The organism is Pseudomonas fluorescens, from assembly GCF_004683905.1.
GTDB lineage: Bacteria > Pseudomonadota > Gammaproteobacteria > Pseudomonadales > Pseudomonadaceae > Aquipseudomonas > Aquipseudomonas putida_A.
Window position 1 is genome coordinate 1,392,609 of sequence record NZ_CP038438.1, and the last position, 14,200, is coordinate 1,406,808.

Here is a 14,200-nt window from a genome sequence, read left to right on the forward strand (position 1 = left end):
GCTCCTCAATCAGATCGCCAAGACTAGCGCGCCAGACGGATCCGGCCTAGACCCCGAATTGCCGCGCCTGGCAAAAGTGCCGAATCCCTGTGAACACGGTCCCAAATGCCAGTGGCCTATTGCTGGCGGAGATTAAAACTCCGGTCTTTACTCCGTGAATCGGTTCTAAGCCGATCCCTCAGGAGAAAACCAGATGAGCATAGTTCGGACAGCATTACCTTTGATTCTGCTAACCAGTGTGTTGACTGGTTGCGCAGGTTTGCAGAAAACCGACTGGCCGACCTGTGCGGCGGTCGGTGGTGTAGTCGGTGCCGGTCTCGGCGCGACGGAAAGTTCGGCGTGGGCCGGTTATGGCGCGCTGGTGGTCGGTGGTACGGCAGCCGCCTATTGCTGGGTGCACGGTGATGGCGACGAAGACGGCGATGGTGTGCCGGACAGTCGCGACAAGTGCCCGCACACGCCTAAAGGCGTGCAGGTCGATGCTGACGGCTGCCCACCACCTGCCCCTGCGCCAGTGGTAGAAGAGGCCGTTGTGGTCAAGGAAGAAACTATCGTCATTCGCGATGTGCACTTCCAGTTCGACAAAGCCACCCTGACCGGCTCCGACAAACAGGTGCTGGATAAAGTCGCCACGCGCCTGAAACAAGAGTCGTCCACGGCGCAACTGACCGTGACCGGCCACACCGACAGCGTCGGCAGCGATGCCTACAACAAAAAACTGTCGGATCGCCGTGCGCACTCGGTGGTGGAATACCTGATCCAGCAGGGTGTGCCGCGTGCCAGCTTCGTTTCGGTCTCGGGCATGGGTGAAAGCCAGCCAGTGGCGGATAACAAAACCGCAGACGGTCGCGCACAGAACCGTCGTACCGAAATCAAAATCGTCCGCTAGCCCCTCTCGCATCCGCGGCTTGTGCAGTCGCGGATGCGGGTCTTTACTCCTGTGTAACCGGTATGGGCCGGTGACACAGGAGCTTTCACAATGACTGTTTTCTCAAGGTCCGTCTTGCCGGTGCTGCTGCTGGGCAGCCTGCTCACCGGTTGCGCCACTCATAGCGATGGCGATGCCCCCCTCAATCAACGTACGTGGCCGATCTGCAGCCTGATCGGCGGGCTGGTCGGTGGCGGTCTTGGCGCCATTGAAAGTGGCGGCTGGGCCGGTGGCGGTGCGGCGTTGGGGATTCTGACTGGCGGGCTGATCTGTTATGCCCAGGATGGCGATGAAGACGGCGATGGCGTGTTCGACCGCCGCGACCGTTGCCCTGACACCCCGGCCAATACCCCGGTCGATCATCGCGGCTGTCCGCTGCCGCAATATCCGGTCACTGCAAAAGCTCCCGAACCTGCGCCGCAATCGGAAGTCATCACCCTCAGCGATGCCGGTAATGTGTTGTTCGATTTCGACAAGTCGGATCTGACCCCGGCCGCCAAGGCCCAGCTCGATACGCTGATGGACAAATTGCGCAACGCCGACGTGGTCAGCATCAAGGTTATCGGCCATACCGACAGCAAAGGTTCGGACGCCTACAACCAGGCACTGTCGGAACGACGCGCCAGCAGCGTGGCGGCGTACCTGCTGAGTCAGGGCCTGGCGCCGGAAAAACTGACCAGTGAAGGACGCGGCGAGAGCGAGCCGGTGGCTGACAACGCAACGGACGAGGGACGGGCAAAAAACCGTCGGGTGGAGTTGCATATCAATCGCTAGGACTTGTCTGTAGTCCGCAGGCTAGAGCTGCCGGTCGACGATCGTCGTCGAACCGGCAGCGATCCGACGACTGACAAATGTTTTTTCTTTTGCCCCTCTGGCTTATCCCCCGCGTAAGCCGTTACTGTGCGCCCAAAGAATAATTCCGACACGGGGGAGCGTATGAAGGTTTTCTGGGGGCTGGGGCGTTTGCTGACCCTGCTGTTCTGGTGCGTGGTGGTGGTCAATCTGCTGCTGCCGTTTGTGCATCCGCTGCATGCGCTGGTCAATCTGGCCGGTGCCTCGCTGCTGGCGCTGCATGTGCTTGAGTTGCTTTTCTCGCGCCTCAAAGGGCGTCCCAACCCGTGGCGCGACCGTCTGCGCATCCTGCTGTTCGGCGTTTTTCACCTGCAAACCATCCCGGCCCCGGCCGCTCCGGAGGCTTCTTCCCATGCGTAAACTTTGCCTGCTCGCTGCATTCATCAGTCCTCTGGCCTGCGCCCAGGTGGTCAGCGTCGAAACCAACTCCCTGATGCGTTTGCCCAACACCGCCAGCACCTTGCAGCTGGAACGGCTGGACGTGGCGGACTATGGCACCTTGCTGATTCCTGCCAATGTGACCGAGCTGACCGTCGGTGAATTGCGTCTGGGCCATGAAGCGCGCATTGCGATCGTCCCGAGTGAACAGGCGCTGGACATGAAAGTCATTCGTGCCGAACTGTCCGAAGGCAGCCTGATCACCGCACGTGGCGCGCCGGGCACCTATGAAAAAGCCGCCCGTGCCGGGCGTAATCTGAATTTGCAGTTCAAGGCACTGAACGCGCCAAAACTGTTTGTCGATGCCCGTGGCGGCACCGGCGCACCGGGTTTCGTCGGCCTGGATGGCGGCAACGGCGAAGATCCGGGCTGCACCTGGGGCGCGGCCGGTCATGGTTTTGACGGCAGCAATGGTAGTGACGGCCAGCCGGGCGCACCGGGTGCGTTGGTGCGTCTTGAAGTGCCGCGCGAGTTTCCGGCCGAGCTGATCAAGGTCAACGTTGCGGGCGGCGCCGGTGGTCCAGCGGGTGTTGGCGGCAAGGCGGGCAAGGGCGGCCAGTCCAAGGGCTGCCTGGTGTATCGCGCCGATGGCGGCAAGAACGGCAAGGCCGGGGCGGATGGTCAGCCTGGGCCGGTGGGTGCGGCGGGGGCGGTGACTGTGCAGCGCCTCTGAATAACAGCACTGTTCACAATTGAGGTGAGGGGATTTATCCCCGATGGGCTGCGAAGCAGCCCACTCCAGATACCGCGTTTCTTCAGATTGAACGCGTCAGCTGATTTGGGGCCGCTTCGCGCGCCATCGGGGATAAATCCCCTCACCACAAAAGTGTTCACAGCGCAAAAAATGGGGTGGGTCAGAACATCGGCCGCGCCGCGGCAATCGCCACCAGCACCAAACCGACAATCAAGTTGATCCCCACCACCCGGCGAATCCGCCCCAGCACTGCCGCGCCCGCCGGCCAGTCCTTGGCTTCCACCGCTTTACGCAATTCCGGCAGCATCAAACCCTGAATCCGGATGAACAGCGCCGTCATCACCACGTATAGCCCGATCATCACCTGGACGTACTTCGGCGCGGTCTCGAAACCGACCTGCTGTAAATGCAACATGCCCACGCCGCTGATCGGCAACAGGATCACCGCGACCCAGACCCAGCGGAAAAAACCTTGAAACACTTCCACCCACAAGGTCAGGCGGCCAGGGCCGTCGAGAGCCTTTACAGCCGCCGGGCGCAGGACCATCCAGGCGAAAAACATGCCGCCGACCCAGACCAGGGCGGACAGGACATGCAGCGGATAAACGAGGCTAAAAGGTGTCATTGGGGGCACTCCGTTCTGCGCGGGATTAATTAGCGGGGTATGATAGCCGCCATCCGAAACCACTGAAAATTTATCCAGCGTTTTTAGCGCCCGACAATCAATGATCAGCACTGAACTCAAAACCACGATCCAGGGCGCCTATTCGCGTTTTCTTGAAGCCAAGAGCCTCAAGCCGCGTTACGGCCAGCGCCTGATGATCGCTGAAATCGCCAAAGTCCTCGGGGATATCGACACCGACGACGAAGGCCGGCGCAGTGGCGACCCCGCGATTGTCGCGGTGGAAGCCGGCACCGGTACAGGCAAGACCGTGGCCTACAGCCTGGCGGCAATCCCCACGGCGAAACTGGCCGGCAAGCGCCTGGTGATCGCCACCGCGACCGTGGCCCTGCAAGAGCAGATCGTCTACAAGGACTTGCCCGACCTGATGCGCAACAGCGGGCTGAACTTCAGCTTTGCGCTGGCCAAGGGCCGTGGCCGCTACATGTGCCTGTCCAAGCTCGACATGTTGCTGCAGGAAGGCCACGCGCAAACCGCCACCGCCCAGTTGTTCGAAGAGGAAGGTTTCAAGATCGAGGTCGACGAGGCCAGTCAGAAGCTGTTCACCAGCATGATCGAGAAGCTCGCCGGCAATAAATGGGACGGCGACCGCGACAGCTGGCCCAACGCGCTGGAAGATGCCGACTGGGCGCGCCTGACCACCGATCACAGCCAGTGCACCAATCGCCACTGCCCGAACTTCGGCCAATGCGCTTTCTACAAGGCGCGCGAAGGCATGGGCAAGGTCGACGTGATCGTCACCAACCACGACATGGTGCTGGCTGACCTCGCTTTGGGCGGCGGCGCGGTACTACCGGATCCGCGTGACACCATTTACGTGTTCGACGAAGGCCATCACCTGCCGGACAAGGCCATCGGCCACTTCGCCCACTACACGCGCCTGCGTTCCACCGCCGACTGGCTGGAAACCACCGCGAAGAACCTCACCAAATTGTTGGCCCAGCATCCGTTGCCGGGCGATCTCGGCAAGCTGATCGAGCAAGTGCCCGAGCTGGCGCGCGAGATCAAGACCCAGCAGCAGTTCATGTTCACCGCGTGCGAGCAGATTGCCGATTTCAAACCCGGCGAAGACGTCGAAGGTCGCGAGCGGCCACGCCATCGTTTCGTCGGCGGGGTGATTCCCGAGCACATGCGCGAAATGGGCATCGAGCTGAAAAAGGGTTATTCGCGGCTCAACGATCTGTTCACCCGCCTGACCGACCTGCTCAAGGAAGGCATGGACGGCGAGGTCAACATCGGCATCGCCAGCAACCAGGCCGAAGAGTGGTATCCGCTGTTCGGCAGCCTGTTGTCCCGGGCTTCGGGCAACTGGGAATTGTGGACCGCGTTCACCGCCGAAGACCCGGAAGACAGCCCGCCTATGGCCCGCTGGCTGACGCTGGCGGAAAGCGGTTCGCTGTTCGACATCGAGGTTAACGCCAGCCCGATTCTCGCCGCCGAGACTCTGCGTCGCAGCTTGTGGAACGTGGCCTACGGCTGCCTGGTGACCTCGGCAACCTTGACGGCACTGGGCACTTTCGACCGTTTCCGCATGCGCGCCGGCCTGCCGAAAAAAGCGGTCACTGCCGTTGTGCCGAGCCCGTTTCATCATGCCGACGCCGGCGTGCTGCGGGTCCCGGATCTGAAGGCCGACCCACGCGACGCCGCTGCTCACACCGCGGCGATCATCCGCGAGTTGCCGGATCTGGTCGAAGGCTCGCGCGGCACGCTGGTGCTGTTCTCCTCGCGCAAACAGATGCAGGACGTGTTCGATGGCCTCGACCGCGACTGGCGCAAGCAAGTGTTCATTCAAGGCAACCTGTCGAAACAGGAAACCCTGAACAAGCACAAGGCGCGGGTCGATGGCGGCGATTCCAGCGTGCTGTTCGGTCTTGCCAGTTTCGCCGAAGGGGTGGACTTGCCGGGGGCGTACTGCGAGCACGTGGTGATCGCCAAGATCCCGTTCTCGGTGCCGGACGACCCGGTCGAGGCGGCGCTGTCGGAGTGGATCGAGGCCCGTGGCGGCAATCCGTTCATGGAAATCTCGGTGCCCGACGCTTCGCTGAAACTGGTCCAGGCCTGCGGGCGCCTGCTGCGTACCGAAGAGGACCGCGGCACCATCACCTTGCTCGATCGGCGCCTGGTCACCCAGCGCTACGGCAAGGCGATCCTCAATGCGTTGCCGCCATTCCGTCGTGAAATATCCTGAGACAACGGTGGGCAGTTTTGCCCGCCGCGCTGTCTATCTCTCTGCCATGCTTTTCCATTGGCCTTAGTTGGTCGTTAGGGAGAACTCCGTTCTTATGATTCGCCGTTCGTTGCCTGCCGTATTCGCCTTGATTTTCGCTGCCCCGTTACTGGCGGCGCCTGCGGGTCAGCAGACCCTGTTCAACTTCGTCCGTCCTGCCGACGTGGTGAAAGTCGTCACCGAAAACACTGACCTGCCACAAGCCAACGCCGAGCAAACCCCGGAAGGTGAAGTGCTGCGCCGGGTGACGTTCAACCCGGTGGCTCGACCGACCCTGCGTCTGACTCCGCAAACCGGCGCCTGGGACTGGTCGCAGTCGGGCATGATGAGCCTGCGTCTGCAGAGTGCAATGAACTGGGCCGTGACGGTCTATGTGCAAATCCAGAGCAATAACGGCCAGACCCTGACCAGCCGCGTCGACCTGCCGGCCGGCCCGGCGCAAACCCTTTTGGTGCCGCTGGTGGCGACCTCGCCGCTGAGCCAGGGCATGAAGGCCGGGCCGCCGATGCCGATGACTGTCGATGGCCAGCGAATTCTGCTGGCCAGCAGCAGCGGTGAACTGGATCGCAGCCAGGTGGTGTCGGTGAGTCTGTGGATGGATCAGCCGAAAGCCGCGCAGAGCCTGCTGCTCGAGCGATTCGGCGTGCAGGACGGCGATGCTGTGACCCAGGCCGTCTACGGCAATCTGGTGGATGCTTACGGTCAATCGACCCGCAGCAAATGGCCGGAAAAAATCACCAATGACGAACAACTGAAATCCGCCGCCGCCAAGGAACAGCAACAGCTGAAAACCTGGCTGGCCGAGCGCGAAAAGTCTTCGCTGGACAAGTTCGGTGGCTGGAACAGAGGTCCGGCGTTCAAGGCCAGCGGGTTTTTCCGCACCGAAAAGCGTGACGGGCGCTGGTATCTGGTGACCCCTGAAGGACATCCGTTCTATTCGCTGGGGGTCAACACCGTCAGCCCGCAGGTCAACCAGACCTACGTCGCCGGGCGTGAGTGGATGTTCGAATCGCTGCCAAAACCAGACGAGCCACTTGCCAGCCATTTCGGCGAGGGCGACAACCGTGGCGGCAACGGCGCCGATCAGGGCCGCGGCTATGGCAACGGGCGCTGGTACGATTTCTACGGCGCCAACCTGCAGCGGGTTTACGGCGAGTCCTGCAAACCGGACAGCGATACCAAGGCCGGAATTGCTGAAGCGGCCAAGGCTGGTGCGGTTGAAGAAACCGCAGTAAAAGCTGCCGAGCCTGTGCCAAAGTCAAACGAGGCGAAGGCCGGTGTCGCCGCAGCGGCGAAAACAGACGCCGTAGCGACGACTGCTGAAAAGGCTGCCGATCAACCCGTCGCTGCGCCGTGCAAGGCCACGGTCGATCAGCAGAAGTGGGCCACGCACACCCTCGATCGCCTGCAGGCCTGGGGTTTCAACACCGTCGGCAACTGGAGTGCCGACTCGCTTGCCGACGCCGAACGGGTGCCGTACACCTTGCCGCTGTCGATCGTAGGCGATTACACCAGCATCAGCACCGGCAGCGATTGGTGGGGCGGCATGCCTGACCCGTTCGACCCGCGTTTCGCCATGGCCACCGAGCGTGCCGTGGCCATTGCTGCCCGCGATCATCGTGATGATCCGTGGCTGATCGGCTACTACGCCGACAACGAACTGGCCTGGGCCGGCCCCGGCGACGACCCGCAGTCGCGCTACGCCCTGGCCTACGGCACATTGAAAATGACCACCGACGTGCCGGCCAAGCGCGCATTCCTCAAGCAACTGCGCGACAAGTACCGCAACCAGGCGGGGCTGTCGAAAGCGTGGGGCATTGATCTGCCGGCGTGGGAATTGATGGAAGACCCGGGTTTCGTGCCACCGATGCCGAATCCGGAGCACCCGGAAATCGAAAACGACTTCAAATACTTCCAGAAAGTGTTCGCCGACACCTATTTCAAGACCATCTCCGATTCGCTGAAGTGGCACGCGCCGAATCAGTTGCTGCTCGGTGGCCGTTTCGCCACCAGCACTCCGGAAGCGGTGGCGTCCTGCGCGCAGTATTGCGACGTGTTGAGTTTCAATATGTACACGTTGAAACCGCAGGACGGCTATGACTTCGCCGCTCTGCGCGCGCTCGACAAACCGGTACTGATCACCGAATTCAACTTCGGCTCCAGTGATCGTGGCCCGTTCTGGGGTGGCGTGACGCAACTGGCGCGGGAAGAAGATCGCGGCCCGGCGTATGCCAACTTCCTCAAACAGGCGTTGAGTGAGCCGTCGATTGTCGGCGTGCACTGGTTCCAGTATCTGGATCAACCGGTGACCGGGCGTCTGCTCGATGGCGAGAACGGGCACTTCGGCCTGGTGGGGATTACCGATCTGCCGTATCAGGGCTTTGTCGAGGCGGTACGCAAGAGCAATTTGCAGGCGATCGATCAGTTGGGCAAAGAGGCTGAGAAGGCCGCCGCTGTCGGTCATGAAGCGGAGGGCGGGCGCAAGGGTGAAGCTGGCAAAGGCCCGGGGGGCGGGCATGCCGGTGGGCATTCGGGCAATGGTCATTAAGGTTCAGACCGCGTTATCGTTTTTCGCGAGCAAGCTCGCTCCCACACTGGATCTCTGCCACACCAAAGAATCTCTGTGGGAGCGAGCTTGCTCGCGAAGGCGTCAGCCGCGTCACCGCATCATTCAACCGTCCGGCCCGCAGCTGTTCCCAAATCCCTCAAGGGCTGGAACAATGCGGGCCACTTTGTAGAGCGTTTTCGCGGGGGAGTTGCGGGTGCAGATTCAGGGACATTACGAGCTTCAATTCGAAGCGGTGCGCGAGGCTTTCGCGGCACTGTTCGACGATCCCCAGGAACGCGGCGCAGCCCTGTGCATCAAGGTCGGCGGAGAAACCGTCCTCGACCTCTGGTCCGGTACGGCCGACAAGGACGGAACCGAAGCCTGGCACAGCGACACCATCGCCAACCTGTTTTCCTGCACCAAGACGTTCACTGCGGTCACGGCGTTGCAACTGGTGGCCGAAGGCAAACTGCAACTGGATGCACCGGTTGCCCGCTACTGGCCGGAATTCGCGGCTGCCGGCAAAGAATCCGTCACTTTGCGCCAATTGCTCTGCCATCAGGCCGGTCTGCCGGCCCTGCGCGAGTTGCTGGCGCCCGCTGCCCTTTACGAATGGCAAACCATGGTTGATGCCCTCGCGGCCGAAGCGCCGTGGTGGACGCCGGGTACCGGCCACGGTTATGCCGCCATCACCTACGGCTGGCTGGTCGGCGAGTTGCTGCGTCGCGCTGACGGTCGCGGGCCGGGCGAGTCGATCGTCGCCCGTGTCGCCAAGCCGCTGGGGCTGGATTTCCATGTCGGCCTGGCTGACGAAGAGTTCCACCGCGTGGCGCATATTGCACGGGGCAAGGGCAACGTCGGCGATGCCGCGGCCCAGCGCCTGTTGCAAGTGACCATGCGCGAACCGACCGCCATGACCACTCGCGCCTTCACCAATCCGCCGTCGGTGCTCACCAGCACCAACAAACCGGAATGGCGCCGCATGCAGCAGCCGGCCGCCAACGGTCACGGCAACGCGCGCAGCCTGGCCGGTTTCTACGCCGGTTTGCTCGACGGCAGCCTGCTTGAAAGCGAAATGCTCGAAGAGCTGACCCGCGAACACAGCTACGGCGAGGACAAGACCCTGCTGACCCGCACCCGCTTCGGTCTGGGCTGCATGCTCGATCAACCGGACATGGCGAACGCCACCTACGGCCTCGGCCCGCGGGCGTTTGGTCATCCGGGGGCGGGCGGTTCAGTGGGTTTTGCTGATCCCGAGCACGATGTCGCGTTCGGTTTTGTGACAAATACCCTTGGGCCGTACGTCTTGATGGATCCGCGTGCGCAGCAACTGGCGCGGGTACTTGCCACTTGTCTGTAAAGCTTTACATGAGGTTCCAGGGTTGGAACCAGATCCGGTTTTTCGATTCAAAGCGTCAGTTTATCCGGGCAAAAGAGCTCTGATTTTTCATTACTTCACTTTGTGGATTTTCAATGTCATCCAAAAAAACTCTCGCCCTGGCCCTGTGTGTTGCGATCACCGGTTGTGCACAGACTCCTAAAAACGATGCGGACGGCGGTAGCTGGTGGCCGTTCGGTTCCTCCGACAAAGTGGCGGCCAAAGAGCCGGCCCCAGCCCCGGCTCCTGCCGCAGCCCCGGCGCCGCTCAAACCTGCCGCGACCGCACCTGTGGCCAAGACTGAAAGCAGCAGCCACTGGTACTGGCCGTTCGGCGGTTCCGATGATGCGGCGGCCAAAGCCGAGGTGAAACCCGAAGTCAAACCCGAAGCCAAACCGGCGGTAGTGGCCAAGGCCGATGCCGACACCGGCACGAAGTGGTGGTGGCCGTTCGGCGGCAAGGATCAATCGACTGCCAAAGTGGTGCCGATGCCTGACCCGAAAGTCACCCAGGCCTGGCTGGATGACTACGAGCCACGTCTGCGTGCAGCGATCAAGGACAGCAATCTGCAACTTGAGCGCCGTGACAACGTGCTGGTGGTGATCGCGCCGGTTGAAGGCTCGTTCAACCCGAAGCGTCCAGCGATGCTGCTGCCGGTGACCCTCAGCCCGTTCACCAATGTCGCGAAAATCCTCGAAGCTGACCCGAAAACCGCAGTCCTGGTGCTTGGTCACAGCGACAACACCGGTGCCGCGCCGGCCAACGTCAAACTCAGCCAGGAGCGCGCCCAGTCCGTAGCGGCGATCTTCCGCTTGAGCGGCTTGCAGCGTGATCGCCTGATGCTGCGTGGCATGGGTGGCGATGCCCCGCGTGCGGCCAACGACAGCGCCGAAGGCCGTGCCCTGAACCGTCGCGTCGAACTGCTGGTGACCCCGCAGAACACCATGGTTGCGCTGCTGAGCAAGTACAACATGCCGGCGCCGGCACCGACCACGATGCTTGCCGCACAGGACGTCAAGCCTGCAGCCAAACCGGTAACCCCGGCGCCGGCAGCGGCGAAAGCTGCGGTGCCTGCGAGCAAAAAGGCACCAGCGAAGAAAGCGGCGGCCAAGGCACCTGCGAAGAAGGCGGCAACCAAGGCTCCGGCGAAAGCTCCTGCCAAGAAAACCGCTCCAGCCAAAGCAGCAACGGCTGACAAGAAAGTCGCCGCCACCGATACTGCCAAGCAGTGATCCGCTAACGAAAAGGAATGCGCCATGACCCAGGCTCTGGCAGATATGCGTCGTGATTACACCCGGGACGGACTGACCGAGGCGCAAGCCCCGGGCGAGCCGTTTGCGCTGTTCCACCAATGGTTTGCCGACGCGGTAAAAACCGAACAGGCACCGGTGGAGGCCAACGCCATGACCCTGGCCACGGTCGATGCGGACGGTCGACCGCATTGCCGCATTCTGCTGCTCAAGGGCCTGGACGCGCAGGGCTTCACCTTTTTCACCAACTACGACAGCGCCAAGGGCCAGCATCTGGCGGCGAATCCTTTCGCGGCCATGACATTTTTCTGGCCAACCCTGGAGCGCCAGGTGCGCATCGAAGGGCGGGTGGTCAAGGTCACGCCGCAAGAGTCCGACGCGTATTATCAGGTGCGACCGCTGGGCAGCCGGCTCGGCGCCTGGGCCTCACCGCAGAGCCGGGTGATCAACGGGCGCGGCGAGCTGGAAGATCTGCTCAAGGCGACTGAACAGCGCTTCAGCGACACCCAGCCCGACTGCCCGGAACATTGGGGCGGTTACCGCCTGCTGCCTGAGCGCATCGAGTTCTGGCAGGGCCGTCCAAGTCGTCTGCACGATCGCCTGAACTACCGTCAGCAGGGCGCCAACTGGATTCTTGAACGTCTGGCGCCCTGAGCAGTCTACCGAGCGGGATAGCCTGCCGCAGCGGCCTCAAGCCACTTCGGCAGGTCCCGACGCTTGATCTTCTGCACGCGGGCATCGGCCAGTCGTTCCAGCATGAAGGCGCGTTTGTCTTCATCCTTGCCCGCCAGCGACAGGGCCAGATCACGATCCATCCAGCGTTTGATCCGCACGTACAGCCACCAATGGAAGTACAGACCGGCGACGGTGGTGACGAAAATGATCAGGTAATCCATGAAAATCCTTGGGTCGGCAGGGCGGATTGAGCGATTTGGCGCTACTGTTGGGTGAGTTTGCAGGTGCCTGTACCGGGCCTGAATAAAATCAAGTTTATCCGGGCTGCGTCGTGACAGGCGTCAAGCAGCGGGGTTTAATGAACACATGTTCTTTTGGAGTTGATGCTATGCGTAAGTCTGTTCTGCTGGTTGCTTCCTTTTCCACGATGGCGATGTTGCTGACCGGCTGCCAGTCGAGCCTGACCGGTGACTCCTACTCCCGTGACGAAGCGCGTCGTGTGCAGACGATTCGCATGGGCACCATCGAATCCCTGCGTCCGGTGAAAATCGAAGGCACCAAGACCCCGATCGGCGGCGCTGCAGGCGCAGTGGTCGGCGGTGTCGGCGGCAGCGCCATCGGTGGCGGCAAAGGCAGCATCGTCGCGGCGGTCATCGGTGCTGTGGCCGGTGGTCTGATCGGTTCCGCGACTGAAGAAGGCCTGACCCGCACCCAGGGCGTGGAAATCACCGTGCGCGAAGACGACGGCAGCATGCGCGCCTACGTGCAACAGGTTCAGGAAAACGAAGTGTTCCGTGTTGGTGAGCGCGTACGCATCTCCACCGTCGGTGGCACCAGCCGCGTTTCGCACTAAGCGACAACGAGCGGTAAAGAAAAACCCCGATCAGGTGACTGGTCGGGGTTTTTTATGATCTGAGGTGCCGCTTACCAGACGTCGCTGTAGTCGAACGAAATTTGATAGTCGTAAGTCGTTAGGGAAATATTATTTTGAAAGTAAGGTTGAAGGACAGGTTTCCAACTTTCGAGTACGTTGAAGCCGCCATTATTAATGTTGTTTTCCACCGGTATACCCAAGGCATTCAAAACGGTTTCATCGTCGCCTAAATCCTCGGAATATTCTTCGCCCTCGCATAGATGGGTTTGCTTGTCGTACCACTCCAGCCTTAGTTTTAATCCCATCATCACCCTCACAAGTATTTTTTTCTGATGCTTCTTTCATCTTTCGGGTCTTCTCGTCGCTCTCCTGTAAAAGGGTCAAAAGCGCCTAGGTGAGTTCCGTCACTTGCACGGTAAACTTCCAACTCGCCGTGCATCGAGTCCCACTCATAAATTCTCCTGCCTTTTGCATCCTTCCATCGCTCCCGAAGTCCGCCACCTCCTTGTACGGGATTCATTTTCTGTGCCTTTTTCAGGCCGGGAAACGCGGTAATTTCCTCTGCTTTCGGAGGTTTATGATAGCTGTGTCCTGCTGGTGGTAAGCCTTTGCGCGAGGTGTTGACCACGATGTATAGAGGCCGAACCCCCGAATCCGCCGGAAACACCAGAATGAAATCCCGATACTCCGGCGGATAAACCGGATTCACCAGAATCCCGTCCGCCGCTTTCGTTGGTGGGTACACCCAGATATGCGGTGCCTGCGGAGCGGCCTCCAGCGCGGGGATGCCGAGGATGTCGGAGCCGTCCACGGCGGGCGTCCAGATCAGTTCGATGCCTTCGCCGAGGTCTGCGACAAAGCGGTTATCACGTGCGGTGAACTGCGCGACATCGACCATTTCCCAGTCGCGATTCTTGCCGGTGTAGAAACCATAACCCTTGAGGCTGCCGTCGGCCTGTTGTTCGACATGTAGGCGCACGCGGGTTCGAGCCTGTCTGAGGGCGAGCAACTGGTCTTCGGTGTAGAGGGCGCTGTCGCCCAGGTTCGATGGCATGAGCAACGCCACCAGCCCGACCAAAGGGGTCACTACGGCGGCGGAAGCGATGGCGGGCAATGCCTTGAACGCCTCACCCGCAAGGGCGAAGGTGCCCAGGCCTGCCGGGATGGCAGTGCCGCTGATTTTCTTGAGTGGAACGCCGCCGCTGTCATCGGCTTCACGGCCGCCGAGCAGGGCCAGATCTCCGTAATCTTTCAGGCTGTCGGTGGGTACCATCCCCGAAGAATTCGAGTAATCGATGATCGCGTCCGGCAATTTGCAGGACTTGGCGAACACGCACCCGGCGCGTACGGGATCAGGCTTTTTCGCCGCAACCTCTCGACTGCGTTCGAAGGCCTCCTGCCGCGCCAGCATGGCGTCGTATGCATTTTGTCGGGCGTCGCGCTCGGCCAGTTCAGTGGCCGTCATGTAGCGCCAGGTGACGTGATGACCGTCGCCCGCCGGCGGGTTGGGGACCCGGGGAATGTCCTTGTTGCGAGCCACTGAGCGTCCTTTCGTTCATCCATCGACAACCCTTCTAAAGGGCTGTGCGACGTTAACGAAGCGGACAAATGCTGGCTGTAGGACGGATCTTTGATTAAGTGCGGATTGTTCGCT

Annotated in this window: 14 protein-coding genes; 10 read left to right on the forward strand and 4 right to left on the reverse strand. The window is 61.4% G+C overall.

Features of this window, described 5'->3' with window-relative positions; genetic code table 11:
• Positions 1-193: 193 nt before the first annotated feature.
• From E4T63_RS06320 to E4T63_RS06335, 4 genes are all read left to right on the forward strand, one after another.
• A complete protein-coding gene (locus E4T63_RS06320) occupies positions 194-889 on the forward strand; it encodes an OmpA family protein (RefSeq protein WP_098967546.1) in 696 nt (231 codons plus the stop codon).
• Between the two features lie 90 nt (positions 890-979).
• A complete protein-coding gene (locus E4T63_RS06325) occupies positions 980-1,702 on the forward strand; it encodes an OmpA family protein (RefSeq protein WP_098967548.1) in 723 nt (240 codons plus the stop codon).
• Positions 1,703-1,864: 162 nt separating this feature from the next.
• Entirely contained in the window at positions 1,865-2,140 is a 276-nt protein-coding gene (locus E4T63_RS06330) for a DUF1145 domain-containing protein (protein ID WP_027614360.1), read from the forward strand.
• Positions 2,133-2,891, forward strand: a complete 759-nt coding sequence (locus E4T63_RS06335; protein ID WP_135295096.1) for a collagen-like protein — start codon at positions 2,133-2,135, stop codon at positions 2,889-2,891. Before E4T63_RS06330 ends, E4T63_RS06335 begins: the two co-directional genes overlap by 8 nt.
• Positions 2,892-3,072: 181 nt before the next feature.
• On the opposite strand, the gene E4T63_RS06340 is transcribed toward E4T63_RS06335, so the two are convergent.
• Complete coding sequence (locus E4T63_RS06340; RefSeq protein ID WP_096797516.1) at positions 3,073-3,537, reverse strand: CopD family protein; 465 nt, start codon at positions 3,535-3,537, stop codon at positions 3,073-3,075.
• A gap of 100 nt (positions 3,538-3,637) precedes the next feature.
• Between E4T63_RS06340 and dinG the strand changes: the two genes are divergently transcribed.
• From dinG to pdxH, 5 genes are all read left to right on the forward strand, one after another.
• Entirely contained in the window at positions 3,638-5,782 is a 2,145-nt protein-coding gene (dinG, locus tag E4T63_RS06345; protein WP_003222341.1) for an ATP-dependent DNA helicase DinG, read from the forward strand.
• Between the two features lie 94 nt (positions 5,783-5,876).
• A complete protein-coding gene (locus E4T63_RS06350; protein WP_135295097.1) occupies positions 5,877-8,369 on the forward strand; it encodes a beta-galactosidase in 2,493 nt (830 codons plus the stop codon).
• Positions 8,370-8,583: 214 nt separating this feature from the next.
• Positions 8,584-9,729 carry a serine hydrolase domain-containing protein gene (locus E4T63_RS06355; protein ID WP_098967554.1) on the forward strand — a complete coding sequence of 382 codons (1,146 nt, stop codon included), beginning with the start codon at positions 8,584-8,586 and terminating at the stop codon, positions 9,727-9,729.
• 113 nt (positions 9,730-9,842) lie between these two features.
• Positions 9,843-10,979: an OmpA family protein gene (locus E4T63_RS06360; RefSeq protein ID WP_135295098.1), complete on the forward strand. Its 1,137-nt coding sequence runs from the start codon at positions 9,843-9,845 to the stop codon at positions 10,977-10,979.
• A gap of 24 nt (positions 10,980-11,003) precedes the next feature.
• Positions 11,004-11,651 carry a pyridoxamine 5'-phosphate oxidase gene (gene pdxH, locus E4T63_RS06365; RefSeq protein ID WP_098967557.1) on the forward strand — a complete coding sequence of 216 codons (648 nt, stop codon included), beginning with the start codon at positions 11,004-11,006 and terminating at the stop codon, positions 11,649-11,651.
• 5 nt (positions 11,652-11,656) lie between these two features.
• On the opposite strand, the gene E4T63_RS06370 is transcribed toward pdxH, so the two are convergent.
• Entirely contained in the window at positions 11,657-11,893 is a 237-nt protein-coding gene (locus tag E4T63_RS06370; RefSeq protein WP_096797521.1) for a hypothetical protein, read from the reverse strand.
• 167 nt (positions 11,894-12,060) lie between these two features.
• On the opposite strand from E4T63_RS06370, the gene E4T63_RS06375 reads away from it, so the two are divergent.
• On the forward strand, positions 12,061-12,525 hold the full coding sequence (locus E4T63_RS06375; protein WP_007969461.1) for a glycine zipper 2TM domain-containing protein: 465 nt from the start codon (positions 12,061-12,063) through the stop codon (positions 12,523-12,525).
• Between the two features lie 71 nt (positions 12,526-12,596).
• On the opposite strand, the gene E4T63_RS06380 is transcribed toward E4T63_RS06375, so the two are convergent.
• Positions 12,597-12,854, reverse strand: coding sequence for a colicin E3-like toxin immunity protein (locus E4T63_RS06380; RefSeq protein ID WP_371917799.1), 258 nt, complete (start codon positions 12,852-12,854; stop codon positions 12,597-12,599).
• 5 nt (positions 12,855-12,859) lie between these two features.
• Entirely contained in the window at positions 12,860-14,086 is a 1,227-nt protein-coding gene (locus tag E4T63_RS06385; RefSeq protein WP_098967559.1) for an S-type pyocin domain-containing protein, read from the reverse strand.
• Between the last annotated feature and the right edge of the window lie 114 nt (positions 14,087-14,200).